This window comes from Saccharomonospora sp. NPDC046836, assembly GCF_040645195.1.
Lineage (GTDB): Bacteria > Actinomycetota > Actinomycetes > Mycobacteriales > Pseudonocardiaceae > Prauserella_A.
Genome location: NZ_JBEYXW010000018.1, coordinates 72,852 through 88,012, shown reverse-complemented (window position 1 = coordinate 88,012; position 15,161 = coordinate 72,852). Strand labels below are relative to the sequence as shown.

15 protein-coding genes are annotated in these 15,161 nt (G+C 68.4%); 8 read left to right on the top strand and 7 right to left on the bottom strand.

Going from position 1 to position 15,161, the window contains the following annotated elements; translation table 11 throughout:
• The first annotated feature begins 125 nt into the window (after nucleotides 1-125).
• A complete protein-coding gene (locus ABZ863_RS20835; RefSeq protein ID WP_358538044.1) occupies nucleotides 126-1,049 on the top strand; it encodes a helix-turn-helix domain-containing GNAT family N-acetyltransferase in 924 nt (307 codons plus the stop codon).
• A gap of 3 nt (nucleotides 1,050-1,052) precedes the next feature.
• On the opposite strand, the gene ABZ863_RS20830 is transcribed toward ABZ863_RS20835, so the two are convergent.
• Nucleotides 1,053-1,619 carry a peroxidase-related enzyme gene (locus tag ABZ863_RS20830; RefSeq protein ID WP_358538042.1) on the bottom strand — a complete coding sequence of 189 codons (567 nt, stop codon included), beginning with the start codon at nucleotides 1,617-1,619 and terminating at the stop codon, nucleotides 1,053-1,055.
• A gap of 77 nt (nucleotides 1,620-1,696) precedes the next feature.
• On the opposite strand from ABZ863_RS20830, the gene ABZ863_RS20825 reads away from it, so the two are divergent.
• Both ABZ863_RS20825 and ABZ863_RS20820 read left to right on the top strand, forming a co-directional pair.
• Entirely contained in the window at nucleotides 1,697-2,056 is a 360-nt protein-coding gene (locus ABZ863_RS20825) for a YciI family protein (protein ID WP_358538040.1), read from the top strand.
• A 1-nt stretch (nucleotide 2,057) separates the two neighbouring features.
• Nucleotides 2,058-3,281, top strand: coding sequence for a sigma-70 family RNA polymerase sigma factor (locus ABZ863_RS20820; protein WP_358538038.1), 1,224 nt, complete (start codon nucleotides 2,058-2,060; stop codon nucleotides 3,279-3,281).
• Between the two features lie 14 nt (nucleotides 3,282-3,295).
• Here the strand turns inward: ABZ863_RS20820 and mctP are convergent, their stop codons facing one another.
• Both mctP and ABZ863_RS20810 read right to left on the bottom strand, forming a co-directional pair.
• Nucleotides 3,296-4,942: a monocarboxylate uptake permease MctP gene (gene mctP / locus ABZ863_RS20815; RefSeq protein ID WP_358538036.1), complete on the bottom strand. Its 1,647-nt coding sequence runs from the start codon at nucleotides 4,940-4,942 to the stop codon at nucleotides 3,296-3,298.
• Nucleotides 4,939-5,217, bottom strand: coding sequence for a DUF3311 domain-containing protein (locus ABZ863_RS20810; protein ID WP_358538034.1), 279 nt, complete (start codon nucleotides 5,215-5,217; stop codon nucleotides 4,939-4,941). Before ABZ863_RS20810 ends, mctP begins: the two co-directional genes overlap by 4 nt.
• A 97-nt stretch (nucleotides 5,218-5,314) precedes the next feature.
• Here ABZ863_RS20810 and ABZ863_RS20805 point away from each other — a divergent pair, with 97 nt between their 5' ends.
• From ABZ863_RS20805 to ABZ863_RS20790, 4 genes are all read left to right on the top strand, one after another.
• Nucleotides 5,315-6,184: a septum formation family protein gene (locus ABZ863_RS20805; RefSeq protein WP_358538032.1), complete on the top strand. Its 870-nt coding sequence runs from the start codon at nucleotides 5,315-5,317 to the stop codon at nucleotides 6,182-6,184.
• A gap of 72 nt (nucleotides 6,185-6,256) precedes the next feature.
• On the top strand, nucleotides 6,257-7,858 hold the full coding sequence (locus ABZ863_RS20800) for an alpha/beta hydrolase (RefSeq protein ID WP_358538029.1): 1,602 nt from the start codon (nucleotides 6,257-6,259) through the stop codon (nucleotides 7,856-7,858).
• Between the two features lie 134 nt (nucleotides 7,859-7,992).
• Nucleotides 7,993-8,277: a helix-turn-helix transcriptional regulator gene (locus ABZ863_RS20795; RefSeq protein ID WP_358538026.1), complete on the top strand. Its 285-nt coding sequence runs from the start codon at nucleotides 7,993-7,995 to the stop codon at nucleotides 8,275-8,277.
• A gap of 19 nt (nucleotides 8,278-8,296) precedes the next feature.
• A complete protein-coding gene (locus ABZ863_RS20790; RefSeq protein WP_358538023.1) occupies nucleotides 8,297-9,586 on the top strand; it encodes an Nramp family divalent metal transporter in 1,290 nt (429 codons plus the stop codon).
• Nucleotides 9,587-9,595: 9 nt separating this feature from the next.
• Here ABZ863_RS20790 and ABZ863_RS20785 read toward each other — a convergent pair whose 3' ends face one another.
• Genes ABZ863_RS20785 through ABZ863_RS20770 form a run of 4 tightly spaced genes read right to left on the bottom strand, consistent with a single transcriptional unit; the run spans nucleotide 9,596 to nucleotide 14,131 of the window.
• A complete protein-coding gene (locus ABZ863_RS20785; protein ID WP_358538021.1) occupies nucleotides 9,596-10,798 on the bottom strand; it encodes a DUF6297 family protein in 1,203 nt (400 codons plus the stop codon).
• The gene (locus ABZ863_RS20780) at nucleotides 10,795-11,397 is read right to left on the bottom strand and encodes an ATP-binding cassette domain-containing protein (protein ID WP_358538019.1); all 603 of its coding nucleotides are present in this window, start codon (nucleotides 11,395-11,397) and stop codon (nucleotides 10,795-10,797) included. Before ABZ863_RS20780 ends, ABZ863_RS20785 begins: the two co-directional genes overlap by 4 nt.
• Nucleotides 11,394-12,278: an LLM class F420-dependent oxidoreductase gene (locus ABZ863_RS20775; RefSeq protein ID WP_358538017.1), complete on the bottom strand. Its 885-nt coding sequence runs from the start codon at nucleotides 12,276-12,278 to the stop codon at nucleotides 11,394-11,396. The genes ABZ863_RS20780 and ABZ863_RS20775 overlap by 4 nt, the downstream gene beginning before the upstream one ends.
• A 29-nt stretch (nucleotides 12,279-12,307) precedes the next feature.
• Nucleotides 12,308-14,131, bottom strand: a complete 1,824-nt coding sequence (locus tag ABZ863_RS20770; RefSeq protein ID WP_358538015.1) for a phosphoenolpyruvate carboxykinase (GTP) — start codon at nucleotides 14,129-14,131, stop codon at nucleotides 12,308-12,310.
• A gap of 418 nt (nucleotides 14,132-14,549) precedes the next feature.
• Between ABZ863_RS20770 and ABZ863_RS20765 the strand changes: the two genes are divergently transcribed.
• Entirely contained in the window at nucleotides 14,550-15,155 is a 606-nt protein-coding gene (locus ABZ863_RS20765; RefSeq protein ID WP_358538013.1) for a helix-turn-helix domain-containing protein, read from the top strand.
• Nucleotides 15,156-15,161 lie beyond the last annotated feature (6 nt).

Sequence of the window (15,161 nt, the reverse complement as noted above, 5' to 3'; positions counted from 1 at the left end):
CGGTCGATACCTCTCATGACCCCGTGATGCTGGCGGACCCCCGACCTGGCAGCATCACGGGGTTTCCAATTTTCAGGCCCCGACAGCTAACATTGACTAAGTCAATGAATACGTTGGGGTAGTCAATGATGGAGCTGTCCGAGCGGATCTCCGGTGTCCGCGCCTTCAACCGCCTGTACACGCGAGTGATCGGCGTCCTCGACGAAGGGCTCGTCGGAACCTCGTACTCACTCGGCGAAGCCCGGGTGCTCTACGAACTCGCCCAGCACGATGTCGGTGAGGTGCCCGAGCTGCGCAAGCGGCTGGCCCTGGACCCGGGATACGCCAGCCGGTTGCTGGGCCGGCTCGAAAACCGCGGGCTCGTGGTGCGAAGCCCGGCGCCCAGCGACGCGCGGCGACACATCGTGGGCCTGACCGAGGATGGACGCGCCGCCCAGAGCGCTCTCGAAGAACGCACCAACACCCAGATCGGCGAACTGCTCGCCACACTGCCGGAGATCGAACAGCACCGGCTGCTCGCCGCCATGCAGACGATCACCGGCCTGCTCGACGAGCACCGGCGCGATCCCGTCCTCGTGCTGCGGCCACCCCGCCCCGGCGACTACGGATGGGTCGTCCAGCGACACGGCGCGCTCTACGCCAAGGAGTACGGCTTCGGTCCAGCGTTCGAGGGGCTCGTCGCCGGGATCATCGCCGACTACGTGGCCGCCGAAGGCAGCCCCGGCCAAGCGGGCTGGATCGCCGAGCTCGACGGTGAGCCGGTCGGTTCGGTGTTCTGCGTGCGGGGCAACGACGCCGACACCGCGAAGCTGCGGCTGCTGCTGGTCGAACCCCGTGCCCGCGGTTTCGGTGTCGGCAGGCGACTGGTGTCCGAATGCGTCGAGTTCGCGCGCCGGTCGGGCTACCGGGCCATGGAGCTGTGGACACAGAGCAACCTGACCGCTGCCAGGAACATCTACCAGCGCGCCCGGTTCACGCCGGCAGGCAGCGAGCCGCACCACAGCTGGGGCCAGGAACTGGTGGCCGAGGTGTGGCGGCGAGAGCTGTAGAAGTCAGCGGCCCATCGTGTAGAACTCGGCATTCGGCCGCAGCGCCGTCAGGTGGGCCAGACGGTTCGACATCGCGAACAGTGCGGTGATCGCGCCGACGTCCCAGATCTCGTCGTCGGTCAGGCCCGCAGCCCGCGCGGCGGCGAGCTGCTGCTCGCCGAACTTCGCGGAGTCCTGCGCCAGCGTGAGCGCGAGGTCGACGATCGCTCGCTGCCGGTCGTCCAGCTCGGCCTGCCAGGGGTTGCTGGACACGCGATCGGCGAGCTCACCGTCCTTCGCCCGGATCCGCAGGATCGCGCCGTGCGCCACGACGCAGTACGTGCAGTGGTTGGCTCCCGAGGTCGCGACGACCACCAGCTCACGCTCGGCCTTGCTCAGTCCCTCGGCCCGGTTCATCAACGCGTCGTGATAGTCGAGGAAGGCCCGCAGCTCGTCCGGACGGTGCCCCAGCGCGCGGAAGATGTTCGGCACGAAACCCGACTTCTCCGCGATCTCGCCGATGCGCACACGCAGGTCGTCAGGCAGTTCCTCCGGTTCGACGACGCCGAATCTGCTCACTGTGTCCGTCATGGATGTCACGCTAGTTGTGTCAGTTTCGGCTGTCCTCGTTCGTCTGCCGGGTGACCATCGAGAAAGGGAGGGACACCATGCCCCAGTACGTCGGTCTGCTTCGCCACGTCGAGGACTCCAACGCACACCAGAGCCCCGACGAGGCACAGCGGACACTCGAGGCCTACTTCGGTTGGAGCGCGGACCTGGAACGGGCGGGCAAGCTCGTGTTCAGCGGCGGGCTGTCGACGAGCAACAGCCGGGTGGTCAGGTTGGCCGACAACGTGCTGACCTCGGCCGACGGGCCACACACGGAGGCGACCGAGGTCGTCGGCGGGGTCATCGTGATCGAGGCCGGCGATCTGGACGAGGCCGAAAAGATGTTCGGCACCCACCCACACCTGAACTTCGGCCCGATCGAGGTGCGCAAGCTCGGGGACAACGGCTGCGAGCCGTGACATGACCGAATCGGCCGGCGTGGTAGAGCATCTGTTCCGGCACAGCGCCGGGCAGATCATCGCCACGCTGGCCAGCCGGCTCGGGCCCGCACGGCTCGACCTCGCCGAGGAGGCGCTGGCCGACGCGTTCGAGCAGGCATTGCGCACCTGGCCGCACAACGGCGTCCCGGACAACCCCCGGGGCTGGCTGTTCCGCGCAGCACGCAACCGGGCGATCGACCTGGTACGCCGGGAGCAGACGCTACGGGCGAAGCTGCCGTTACTGGCGGAGCTGGATCCCGACACCCAGTCTCCCGGCCGGGACGCCGAGCTGGCGATGATGCTGCTCTGTTGCCATCCGGAGCTGCCCCAGACCTCGCAGGTGACACTCACCTTGAAAACCGTCGGCGGGCTCGGTGTGCAGGAGATCGCGGCGGCGATGTTGACCAGTCCGGGTGCCGTCACACAGCGGCTGGCGCGGGCGAAGCGGTGGCTGCGCAGCCGCGAGTCACTGGAGCTACCGCCCGCCGCGGCACTCGCCGAGCGGGTGGACAGCGTGCTCGCTGTGCTGTACCTGCTGTTCAGCGAGGGCTACGACAGCACGACCGGTGATGCCGCGGTGCGCCGTGAGCTGTGCGGTGAGGCCATCCGGCTTGGCAGGCTGCTGCTCGCCGACCTCCGCACCGACCTGCCACGGGCGCGGGCGCTGGTCGCGCTGCTGCTGTTGCAGGCGAGCCGGTTGCCGGCCCGCGTCGACGACGAGGGCGAGGTGTTGCTGCTCGCCGAGCAGGACCGCTCCCGCTGGGACAGTGCACTCATCGCCGAGGGCACCCGGACGTTCGCGGCGGCCTGCACCGGCTCCGAGTTGTCCGCCTACCACGTGGAGGCGGCGATCGCGCTGTGCCATGTGGCGAGCGAGGGACCGGAACAGACGGACTGGCCACGGATTCTGCAGCTCTACGACCAGCTCGCCGCGTTGCGCCCGTCACCGGTCACCTGGCTCAACCGGGCGATCGCGCTGGCGATGGTGCAGGGGCCCGCGGCGGGGATCGCCGAGCTGGAGCGGCTGGAGAACGACGAACGGCTCGCCGGGTACCGGCCACTGCCGGCCGCGCTCGGCGCATTGTGGCTGCGGGCGGGGGAACCCGGCAGAGCCGCCGCGTACTACCGGGCGGCACTGGCCCTGCCGGGCTCGGAAGCGCAACAGCGGTTCCTGCGCCGCCGGCTGGCCGAATGCGCAGGTTGAGCGGCCAAGCGAGCTCAGTGCCCGGCGGCCACCGGCCGCAGGTTCTCGTCACCCTCGTCCACGTGGTAGTCGGCGTCCTCGGTGGTGTCCGTGCCGTTGAACGCCTTGACGCCACGCGCGATCAGCGTCACGACGACCGCGACCAGCAGGTTCGCGATCAGCGCGACGATCCCGACGTAGATCTGCACCGTCGAACCCGCGAACGGCTGCCAGCCGAAGATGTTCAGCTTGTCCAGCGCGAGCGCCGACCCGCCGAAGTGGGCCCGCCCTGTCGCCGGGTTCGGGATGTTGTAGAGCAGCAGCATTCCCCAGAACATGCCGACGATCCACCCGGCGACCAGACCCCACCGGTGCAACCACCGGGTGTAGAGCGCGATCGCGACCGCCGGGAGCGTCTGCAGGATCATCACGCCACCGATCAGCTGCAGATCGATCGAGAACTGCGGGTCGATGAACAGGATGAACGCCACCGCACCGAACTTCACGATCAGCGACGCGAACTTGGCCTGCCGTGCCTCCTCCGCAGGCGTGGCGTTGCGCTTGAAGAACTCCTTGTAGATGTTGCGGGTCCACAGGTTCGCCGCGGCAATTGACATGATCGCCGCAGGCACGAGCGCGCCGATCCCGATCGCGGCGAACGCGATGCCCGCGAACCACGCCGGGAACTCGTTATGGAAGAGCTGCGGGACGATGGTGTTGGTGTCCGGGTTGCCGGTCGCCTGGTTGATGAGCGGCTCGGTCCCCGCAGCGATCGCGGCGAAGCCGAGCAGCGCCAGCAGACCCAGCAGCAGCGAGTACGCCGGCAGCGCCGACATGTTCCGCTTGAGCACGTTGCGACCACGCGAGGCGAGCACGCCGGTGACCGAGTGCGGGTACAGGAACAGCGCGAGTGCCGAACCCAGCGCCAGCGTCGCGTACTGCAGCTGGTTGTTGGAGTTGAGCAGCACGCCGTCATTCGGTGACGGTGTTTCGGCGAACTTCTGCTCAGCCGCGGTGAAGATCGAGTCCCACCCGCCCAGCCTGACCGGCAGGTAGATCACCGCGACCAGGATCACCACATAGATCAGCAGATCCTTGACGAACGCGATCAGCGCGGGGGCACGCAGCCCGGACTGGTAGGTGTAGACCGCCAGGATGATGAAGGCGATCAGCAGCGGCAGGTGGCCGAGGAAGCCGCCTGCGTTGAGCCCCATCGAGCGCAGCACGGCCTCGAGACCCACCAGTTGCAGCGCGATGTAGGGCATCGTCGCCACGATGCCTGTGATCGCGATCAGCGTGGCCAGCAGCGGCGAGCCGTACCGGCCGCGCACGAAGTCGGCGGGCGTGACGTAGCCGTGGGCCCGCGACACCGACCACAGCCGCAGCAACGGCAGGAACACCAGCGGGTAGGCGATGATCGTGTACGGCAGCGCGAAGAACCCCATCGCCCCCGCACCGAACAGCAGTGCGGGGACGGCGACGAACGTGTACGCCGTGTAGAGGTCACCACCAATGAGGAACCAGGTGATCCAGGAGCCGAACTTGCGGCCGCCGAGCCCCCACTCGTCGAGATGGTCGAGAGTCTGCCCCGCCCGCCAGCGCGCGGCGACGAAACCGAGCACTGTGACGACAAGGAAGAGCAGACAGAAGATGATCAGCTCAGGTACCTGCAGGTCGCTCACCGCGCGCTCCCCTCATCCAGCTCGTCGACGTCGGTGGGCCTGCTGAGCGGGGCAACGGCGCGCCTGTCCTTGGTCGCGAAGTAGACCACCACCGTGCAGGTGACACCGATCGCGATCCCGACGAACTGGAACCAGTAGAAGAACGGCATCCCCCACAGCGTGGGGTCCGACCGGTTGAACAGCGGAGTCAGCAAGATCCAGAACGGAATGATGAGCAACAGGTTCCAGGGACTGAAGTGCAGCCCTGTCCCCTTTCGGCCGGTTGGCGCTGCCATAGGACTTCACCAGCTCTCGTCACGGTGTGTGGTTGACCAACAACATGAGTTGTCGACCTTAAGCCGTCCGAACACGAACTGGGTAATGTCACGGCCGATGTCGAGACATTGGCGAGTACTGTTCGCGGTCGTGCTGCTGGCCGCCGTGCCGCTGACCGGGTGCGCGAGCGAGGTCAGCGGCACTGCCACACCGGCGGAATCCGGAACGACCACCAACGCGCCGGACGCCGGGTCGGCTCCCGCCGACCCGCCGGCACCCGCGCTGGCCGGCCCAGGCCAATGCGTGGACGGCAACGACCTCACGCCCCTGGACTGCGCCCAGCCGCACACGGTCGAGATCACGAAGGCAGGCACCTTCGGTGCCGACCTGCCTGCCGAGCCACCGGACCGCGCGGCGGTGTTCGCGGCGGCGTTCCCGCAGTGCCGGGAGGCGGCCGCCATGTTCCTCGGCAACACCAACTACGACGCCACCACCCTCGGCGCGTGGTTGCTGTGGGCCGGCGCCGACGAATGGAAGAGCGGCAACCGGTGGTACCGCTGCGGAGTCGCGCAGCTGAGTGTGGCCGGGGAGGCCGAGTCCCGCACCGGCTCGGTCCGCAACATCCTGGCAGGCGATGGTCTCTACGAGTTCCAGATCTGCTCATCGGTGCGGCCCTCTGAGGAGCTTCCACAGCGGGTGGCGTGCACCGGTGCGCACACCGGCGAGGCGATCGGCGCCGTTCGGATGGGGACGCCGGACCAGCCCTTCCCCAGCCAGCAGCAGTTCGACGCCACGGCGGCGCCGGCCTGCCGGGCGGCACTGCGCGAGTACCTCGGCGCCACGCGTGACGACGTGGCCGCCTCGTGGCGCTGGCCGGACGAGGCGAACTGGAAGCACGGCTTCAACAACATCACCTGCTATGCCGAGACCGCCCAGCCGGTGACCACACCGCTGCGCGGCATCGGTACCTCACCACTGCCCCGGTGACGGGCGAGCTTGCCTCGCCACGCGTTCGCCGCTTCAATGTCGGCGCGACATCAAGATCAAGGGGCAGTGGACATGACAAGAATTCGCCTCGCCGTGCTCGTTCCGGCGGTGGCAGGCACGTTGCTGGCCGGGGTGGCACCGGCCGTGGCGCTGCCGATGGCTCCTCACCCGTCGGCCGATGCGGGCATTCCCGAGCACTACGCAGGTCAGCGACTGGATTGGCACCCCTGTGCCGACGACGAGCTGCCCTCGGAAATGCCATCGGGCGCGGAGAACATCGAGTGCGCCAGCTACCGCACGCCCCGTGACTGGACCCGACCGGACGAAGGTGTGGACCTCACCATCGCGGTGAGCAGGCTGGCGGCGACCGAGGGCCCGGCGACGGCGAGCGTCGTCACCAATCCGGGTGGTCCCGGCGCACCGGGGCGCAGCTTCCCTGCACGCCTGCGCGACCAGGACCGGCTGCGCGCGCACCAGGAGATCATCGGGTTCGACCCGCGCGGTACCGGCAAGAGCACCAACATCACCTGCGGCGGAGCGATCGGCACCGGCAACTCACTCGACCCACGTGACCGCAGCCGGGACAACCTCGACCTGATACTGGACGCCACGAAGTACGCGGCGGAGTCGTGCCGGGTCAAGTCCGGCGAGCTCGGTCCGTTGGTCAACACGTACCAGACCATTCACGACCTCGACCTGCTGCGGGTGCTGCTCGGCCGCGACACGATCAACTGGGTCGGCTACTCGGCGGGCACGTGGCTGGGGGCGCACTATGCGCAGGAGTTCCCCGAGCACACCGGGAGGTTCGTGCTGGACTCGGCGACCGAGTTCACCGGCACCTGGCAGGAGTCGTTCGAGTGGCAGCCGCGTGGCTTCGAGCGGCGCTGGCGGCAGGACTTCCTGCCGTGGCTGGCGAAGTACGACTCGCACTACCACTTCGGCGCTACCGGCGAGGCCGCCAGGCTGACCTACGAGCGAATGCGTGCCGCGCTGGCGCAACAGCCTGTGGACCTCGATGGTGAGCAGGTCGGTCCGAACGAGCTCGACTCGGCGATCGCGGGCCAGCTGTACGACAAGGAGGACTTCCCAGGGCTCGCCGACTACCTGGTGAGCGTGCGGACGCTGACCGGGGACACCGAGCCACCCGCCCGGGAGGCGGCGGCACTGGAACTGGTCGCCGAGAAGGTGACCGATGTGGTCGGCCCACAGCCGCTGATCGTGCCGAGCGAGTACGACGATGCCTACGACGCGAGTTTCTGGACCATTCCCTGCAATGAGGGTCGGTGGTTCGGCAACCGGGGCAGCGTGATCCGGCAGTCGGAGGTCCTCGGCAGGCAGTACCCCCTACTCGGCTGGGGCTGGCTGGTGCAGCCGTGCATCTTCTGGGAGGGCCGGCCAGTGCAGCTGCCCCGGCTTGACGGTGCGGGGGTGCCGCCGGTGCTCATCGTGCAGTCGGAGCACGATCCGGCGACGCCGATCGAGGGCGCACGGCGAGCACATGAGGCGTTCGCGGGCTCCCGGATGCTGACGATCACCGACGAGGGCGACCACGGCATCTACGCGGGCGGCAACGCCTGCGCCGACGGTGTGGTGGAGGACTACCTGGTGGACGGCATCGTTCCCGACGACACGACGTGCCCCGGCATGCCGCTGCCAGTTCCCGAAGGCGCGTAAGTAGTCCCCCAAGGCCACCTTGGTTGCATTGAACGCCACCAAGGTGGCCTTGGGGGACACTTCTCCACAGCCTGTGCACAGAGTTGTCCACAGGCTGTGTGTAATTCGGACGCTCCGGTATTAGTATCGGCCCCGTGGTGCGACTGCCGTTGAGCGAAGCCGAGCGTGCCCGTGGCGAACGGCTGGGAGCCGTACTCCGCGAAGCGCGCGGGGAACGGAGCATGGTCGAGGTCGCCGCCGAGGCCGGGATCTCCGTCGAGACACTGCGCAAGATCGAGACCGGCCGGATACCAACCCCGGCGTTCTTCACGGTCGTCGCGGTGGCCGATGCCGTGGGCGTCTCGCTCGATGTACTGCGCGGGGCCGTGGACGCGGGGGCCGGAAATGACCGATTAACGGCGGTTCCGCTGAGACCGTGATCACGTTACCTTGCCAGGCATGTCTCAACGAGCCGGTGAGGAACAGCAGCTGACAGAAGTCCCGCTGGGTTGGCGGGCCCGGCTGCGGCAGGTCGGTCCGGGGATGATGGCGGCGGCGACCGGCGTCGGCGCAGGCGACCTGGTGGCCACCATGGTCGCGGGCTCTCGCTACGGCTACACCCTGCTCTGGGCGGTGATCGTCGGCACGATCTTCAAGGTCGCCCTCGCCGAAGCCGTCGGCCGCTGGCACCTCACGTCCGGGCAGACCATACTGGCCGGCTGGCGCTCGCTCGGGAAGACGGTGCTCGTCTACTTCGGCGCGTATGCCGTGGTCTGGGGCTTCGTCTACGGAGCCACCGCGATGTCGGCGTCGGCGCTCCCGCTCAACGCACTGTTTCCCGGGCTTTCCGTGCGGTACTGGGCGATCATCTGCGGGCTGATCGGGTTCGCGCTCGTCTGGTTCGGCCGGTACGCGCTGATCGAGAAGATCATGACGATCTTCGTCGGGATCATGTTCGTGACCGTCGTCGGCACGGCCATCCTCGTCGCACCGAACCTCCTCGACGCGGCGGACGGCCTCGTGCCCCGCCTGCCCAGTGGTTCGTTCGTCTACGTGATGGGCCTGATCGGCGGCGTCGGCGGCACGATCACGATGGCGGCCTACGGCTACTGGACCATGGCCAAGGGCTGGCGCTCACCGAAATGGCTGCCGATGATGCGGCTGGACAACACGGTCGGCTACATCACCACCGCGATCTTCGTGCTGGCCATGCTGGTCGTCGGCGCCGAACTGCTCTTCGGCCAGGACGTGATCTCCGGCGACGCGGGCCTGCTCATGCTCGGCGACATCCTCGCCAACGACTACGGCCAGTGGGCGCGCATCCCGTTCCTCATCGGCTTCTTCGCGGTGTCGTTCACCTCACTGATCGGCGTGTGGAACGGCGTCAGCCTGCTCTTCGCCGACTGGTGGCGCACCTGGCGGCTGCCCTCCGGTGCGGCCGACAGCGCCGACGACTACGACCGCAAGGCAGGCGAGCGCAGCCCGGCGTTCCGCGCCTACGTCCTGTGGCTGACGTTCCCGCCGATGGCGTTGTTGTTCCTGGACCGGCCGTTCCAGCTCACCGTCACCTACGGGGTGCTCGGCGCACTGTTCATGCCGTTCCTCGCGGGAACACTGCTGGTGCTGCTGAACTCCCGGCGGGTACCGAACGAGGCACGCTCGCGGTGGATGTCCAACGGCCTGCTCACCATCTGCCTGGTGCTCTTCGCCTATCTCGCCGTCAACGAGATCATCGGCCTGTTCGAGTGAGGACGCCGCTCAGCGCAGCACACACCACACGACGAGGACGGCCGTCACCAGCACGGTGACCAGTCCGAGCGGCACAGCAGCAAGGAGCCACACCCCGACGACACCGAGGTCCGGTCCCCGCACCAGCTGCGCCACCAGGCGCACCGGGGCCGGGCCGAACGGGGTGTCCGTCTGCCCTGGCGCCTCGTAGCTGATCGGCGGCCGGGTGGCGGTCCGGACCACCGCACCGACCATGACCGGCAACGACAACCACGCCGCGGCGGACAGTGGAGCCCCGAGCAGCACCGTCACCACCAGCACGACCAGCGCCCATCCAGTGGCGACGGCGGCCAGGCCTGCGGCATGCCATCCGCGCAGCGCCACGTCGGGCCCGTCGAGCCAGCGCCGCAGCCCGGGGGAGCGCCACAGCCAACCGAGGCCACCGGCGAAGGGCATGACGGCCGCGTACGCACCGAGCGCCACCAGCACCACGTCGGGCAAGCCCGGCAACGCCGCATGCGCGAACGCCACGAGTACCGCGAGCAGCAGCGCCGGGACGGCGTAGCGGGATCGGCCCACCATTCCGGCGAGCACGAACCGGGGCAGCGACCCCAGCCGGTGTCCCGGTACCGGCCGCGCTGCCGGCAGCATCAGCAGCGGATCCAGGAAGGTCACCGCGACGACGCGCACGATTCGTTCATGCCACCCGGCCACGAGGCGCGGCCTACCCGCCGCGAGCGCGACCGGCAACCGCAGGGCGTGCCCCACTCCGGCGGCCAGCGCCAGCACCACGACCGCGGTGGTACCGAGCACAGCGGCGCCGACGAGCACTGTCCACATCGGAGCCCGAGCGACCGCGGCCAGCAGCGCACCGGTATAGGTCAGCGCGAGCAGGCGCAGCAACCACACCGTCCACACGCGAACGCTGATGCTCCGCGCACGGTCGCGGCCGGTGAAGTCGAGCCACGTCAGCGCAGCGGGCTCAGCCCACAGGAACGACCTGCGCAGTAACGGGGCCCAGGTGAGCAGAGCCAGCACGGTGAGCAACGCGAGCAGCAGCCGTGGTGTGGTGCCGCCCGCGCCAAGGAGCACCGAACGCCAGCCGTCCAGCTGGTAGAAGGCGCTGCCGAGCCAGGCGGCGCCGAACCACGCCAGAAAGCTCGTGGTCTCGCCTGTGAAGAGCCCGCCGAACCGCGCGCGTCCGGGTACCCGGACCGCCGCCTTCGCGGTCATCCCAGCTCCACCACCTGATCGGCCGAGGCCAGCAGCGGCGGATGGTGAGTGGCGAGTACCACTGCCGCACCGGACTCGACAGCGCGTGCGACGACCTCGGTGAGCCACTCCTTGCCCGCGGCATCCAGTGCCCGCTCCGGCTCATCGAGCAGCAGCACGTCGAACGGCCGGGCCGTCGCGCCGAGCAGCAGCAACCTGCGCCGCTGCCCTGCGGAGAACTGCCCCGCGGCCACGGTCGCGCGCTCGTTGAGGCCCGCGTCGGCAAGCAGCGCGTCGTAGTCCAGCTCGACACCGAACGAGCCCGCGATCAGGTCGAGGTGCTGGACAGGGGTGAGCTCGGCGAAGAAGTCGGAGTCGTCCAGCAGGGTCGACACGGCACGTCGGAAGTCCCGCTGCCGTTCATCGGGTACCTCACCGCCGACGGTGACCACGCCCTCGGTGGGTTGCTGCGTGCCGTAGAGGCAGCGCAGCATGGTCGACTTGCCGCTGCCGTTGGGACCGACGAGGGCGAGGCATTCCTCTGCGCCGACGCGCCAGCCGAGGCCGCGGAACAGCCAGTGGTCGCCGGCCTGCACCCCGACGTCATCGACGTCGATCATCGCAGCAGACGGATCACCCTGGCGAAGGTCTCCAGGTCGGGCTCGTGCACCGTGACGTAGCTGAAGCCGAACGCCTTGCGCTGGGCGAGCACCTGTTCGGCGATCTGCTCCGCAGTGCCGGCGAGCAAAATCGGCACTTCGCCGATTTCCTCGGCGCTCAGGTCCGGGCTGTACTGCCTGAGCTGGTCCAGCGCCGTCGCCCGATCGTCGGTGACCACGACCTTCTGGATCAGCACGTTCAGCTCGATCTCCTCGAACCGATCCCCGGCTTCGGCACGGACGAAGTCGACCCGCTGGGCCAGCTCCCGCGGCCCCGCCAGGGTGGCGGAGGAGCCGTCGCGGTTGAACCGGACACCGCTGAAGCCCACGATGTCGGCTTCCCGTGCGGCCAGCCGGAGCATCCGGTCCCGCTGCCCGGCGAGCAGCAGCGGCGGCCCTGGCTGCTGCGCAGGCCGGGGCGCGCCCTCAGCGAAGTGCGTGCGCAGCTCCGCGATGGTGTTGGCGAGGTGGTCGATCCGCTCACCCGGCGCCGAAAACGGCAGGCCCGCGGCATCGAACTCGGCCTTCACGTAGCCGGTGCCGAGTCCGAGCTCGAGCCTGCCGTCGACCAGCTGGTCGGTTCCGGCGACCTCGCGAGCGAGCAACGCCGGGTTGTAGAAGCTGGTGTTGATCACGTAGGGACAGAGCCGCACGCGTTCGGTCGCCTCCGCCGCCAGCACCAGCGCGGGGAAGGGGGCCGGCAGGCCGAGGTGATCCGGGGCCCCGATGACGTCGTAGCCGAGTTCCTCGGCGCGGCGGCACTTGTCCACCCAATCGCTCCGGCCGCCCATGGCCACCATGTTCACCCCGAACCGGAAGGCACGCGTCGTCGCAGCTGTCACCCATCCGACCGTACCGAAAAAGGCTCGACTCAGCCCAGGCGCTGCTTGAGGGCTGCCAGCTCGTCGCGCAGGGCGGACGGCACCTTTTCGCCGATCTTGTCGAACCACTCCTCGATCAGCGGGATCTCCTGGCGCCACTCGTCGACGTCGACGTCGAGCGCGGCCTGGATGTCGGCCAGCGGCTCCTTCAGCCCAACGATGTCGAGGTCATCGGCCCGCGGCACGTAACCGACCGGCGTCTCCACCGCCGCAGCCGTGCCCTCGATGCGCTCGACGATCCACTTGAGCACACGCGAGTTCTCGCCGAAGCCAGGCCACAGGAACCGCTTGTCGTCGCCACGGCGGAACCAGTTGACGTAGAAGATCTTCGGCAGCTTGACGCCGTCGGCACCCTTGCCGATCTCCACCCAGTGCTGGAAGTAGTCGGCGGCGTGGTAGCCGAGGAACGGCAGCATCGCCATCGGGTCGCGCCGCACCTCGCCGACCTTGCCAGCCGCGGCAGCGGTCTTCTCCGACGACATCGTGGCGCCCATGAACACCCCGTGCTGCCAGTCGCGGGCCTCGTTCACGAGCGGCACCGTCGTGGCACGGCGGCCACCGAAGAGGATCGCCGAGATCGGCACGCCCTTCGGGTCGTCCCACTCGGGTGCCAGCGTCGGGCACTGCGACATCGGCGTGCAGTACCGGGAGTTCGGGTGCGCGGCGGGCTCGGTCGACTCGGGCGTCCAGTCCTGCTGCTTCCACGACGTCAGGTGCGCGGGCTTGCTGTCCATGCCCTCCCACCAGATGTCGCCGTCGTCGGTGAGGGCGACGTTGGTGAAGACCGTGTTGCCCTTCTCGATGGTGCGCATGGCGTTCGGGTTGGTGTGCCAGTCGGTACCGGGCGCGACACCGAAGAACCCGAACTCGGGGTTGATCGCGTAGAGCCTGCCGTCCTCACCGAAGCGCATCCACGCGATGTCGTCGCCGAGCGTCTCGGCACGCCAGCCGGGGATGGTCGGCTGCAGCATCGCCAGGTTGGTCTTGCCGCAGGCGCTGGGGAACGCCGCCGCGATGTAGTAGGCCTTGTTCTCCGGGGAGATCAGCTTGAGGATCAGCATGTGCTCGGCGAGCCAGCCCTCATCGCGGGCCATCACCGACGCGATCCGCAGCGAGTAGCACTTCTTGCCCAGCAGCGAGTTGCCGCCGTAACCCGACCCGTAGCTCCAGATCGTCCTGGTCTCCGGGAAGTGGCTGATGTACTTGGTGTCGTTGCAGGGCCACGGCACGTCCTCCTGGCCCTGCTCGAGCGGCGCGCCGACGGAGTGCAGCGCGGGCACGAACTCGCGCTCGGTGCCGTCCTCCTTGACGAACTTGTCCAGGGCGGCCTTGCCCATCCTGGTCATCACGCGCATGGAGGCCACGACGTAGGCGAAGTCGGTGATCTCGATGCCGAGCTTGGGGTTGTCATCACCGAGCGGGCCCATGCAGAACGGGATGACGTACATCGTGCGACCCCGCATGCAGCCCCGGTAGAGCTCGGTCATGGTCGCTTTCATCTCGTCCGGGTGCATCCAGTTGTTGGTGGGCCCCGAGTCGGACTCCCGCTCCGAGCAGATGAAGGTGCGCTCCTCGACGCGAGCGACGTCACTCGGGTCGGAGGCGGCCCAGTACGAGTTGGGCTTCGCCTTCAGCGGAACGAAGGTGCCTGCCTCCACGAGCTCGGTATTGATGCGCGCGGCTTCCTCGTCGGAGCCGTCCACCCATACCACGCGGTCGGGGGTGGTCAGCTCCGCGACCTCCCGCACCCAGGACAACACGCCACTGTGTGTCGTTGGCGCATTGTCCAGCCCGGGGATGGCTACTGCAGTCATCTCATCTCCTGTCTTCGACGACAAAGCCCACAACCGAACTTCGTCGTCCAGACGCAGGCTCCGAGCTCGTCAGACCGAATGGCTTCGCGCACCGGCAAGCGGTGTGCTCGTTTTTGGGGATTCCCTGAGCGTAGCGGCCAAACACGCGCCGATCCGAGCGCTGACCTGTCGGTTCTCTCACAAGAACGATCAGGGAATCGATTCAGTTCTTGCTGAATCGCGCCAGCAAGAAAGACTTTCCTGCGCAAAGAAGGAAGACCCGGCACGAAATTCGTGCCGGGTCTTCGCGTTCTGCAGCCTCACCCATTCAGGGGATTAAGTGCCGAGGTCGCGCAGATAGGGGTCTTGGATCAGCGGGCGGTGATCCAGGTGACAAGCCCAATTGACAAACAGGTTTTCCTAATGACATCGTGAGGCCATGGCCAAGGGACTCGACGTCCTGCGCGAGGCCGACTTGCGTGGGGAACTGTCACCGCTGCGCAGGCGGATCCTCGCCGAGGTACGCGAGCCCGCCTCGGCAACCGTGGTGGCCACCCGGATCGGCGAGAGCCGGCAGCGGGTCAACTACCACCTGCGCGAGCTCGAGAAGGCCGGGCTCGTCGAACTGGTCGAGACCCGGCAACGGCGGGGTGGCACCGAGCGGGTGGTACGTGCCACGGCGCGGACCGTGGTGGTCGCGCCGGAGGTCCTGGGCGACCTCCCGACCGACGACCAGGACCAGTTCGCCGCCGAGACCCTGCTCGCGACAACCGCCCGCACCTTCCGCGATGTCGCCGCGATGCGCGACCAGGCCGGCGATGCCGGCAAGCGACTGGTGACCTTCACCATCACGGCCGACGTCGGGTTCTCCGAACCGGCCGACATCGCACGGTTCGCCGAAGATCTCGCGGCGCACGTCGGCGACCTGGTGGCCGCGTACGACACGCCACGGGCGCGCCGACGGTACCGCGTCATCATCGGTGGTCATCCCGCGGCCGACCTGACCGAGAAACCTGACCAGAACCCCACTCGAGAAACCAGCTAGGGAGAG

Coding starts and splice junctions, on each gene's coding strand:
- ABZ863_RS20770 (WP_358538015.1), bottom strand. CDS start 14,131: ATGACTGCAGTAGCCATCCCCGGGCTGGACAATGCGCCAACGACACAC.
- ABZ863_RS20835 (WP_358538044.1), top strand. CDS start 126: ATGATGGAGCTGTCCGAGCGGATCTCCGGTGTCCGCGCCTTCAACCGC.
- ABZ863_RS20805 (WP_358538032.1), top strand. CDS start 5,315: ATGTCGAGACATTGGCGAGTACTGTTCGCGGTCGTGCTGCTGGCCGCC.
- ABZ863_RS20820 (WP_358538038.1), top strand. CDS start 2,058: ATGACCGAATCGGCCGGCGTGGTAGAGCATCTGTTCCGGCACAGCGCC.
- ABZ863_RS20810 (WP_358538034.1), bottom strand. CDS start 5,217: ATGGCAGCGCCAACCGGCCGAAAGGGGACAGGGCTGCACTTCAGTCCC.
- ABZ863_RS20830 (WP_358538042.1), bottom strand. CDS start 1,619: ATGACGGACACAGTGAGCAGATTCGGCGTCGTCGAACCGGAGGAACTG.
- ABZ863_RS20800 (WP_358538029.1), top strand. CDS start 6,257: ATGACAAGAATTCGCCTCGCCGTGCTCGTTCCGGCGGTGGCAGGCACG.
- ABZ863_RS20825 (WP_358538040.1), top strand. CDS start 1,697: ATGCCCCAGTACGTCGGTCTGCTTCGCCACGTCGAGGACTCCAACGCA.
- ABZ863_RS20790 (WP_358538023.1), top strand. CDS start 8,297: ATGTCTCAACGAGCCGGTGAGGAACAGCAGCTGACAGAAGTCCCGCTG.
- ABZ863_RS20780 (WP_358538019.1), bottom strand. CDS start 11,397: ATGATCGACGTCGATGACGTCGGGGTGCAGGCCGGCGACCACTGGCTG.
- ABZ863_RS20765 (WP_358538013.1), top strand. CDS start 14,550: ATGGCCAAGGGACTCGACGTCCTGCGCGAGGCCGACTTGCGTGGGGAA.
- ABZ863_RS20785 (WP_358538021.1), bottom strand. CDS start 10,798: ATGACCGCGAAGGCGGCGGTCCGGGTACCCGGACGCGCGCGGTTCGGC.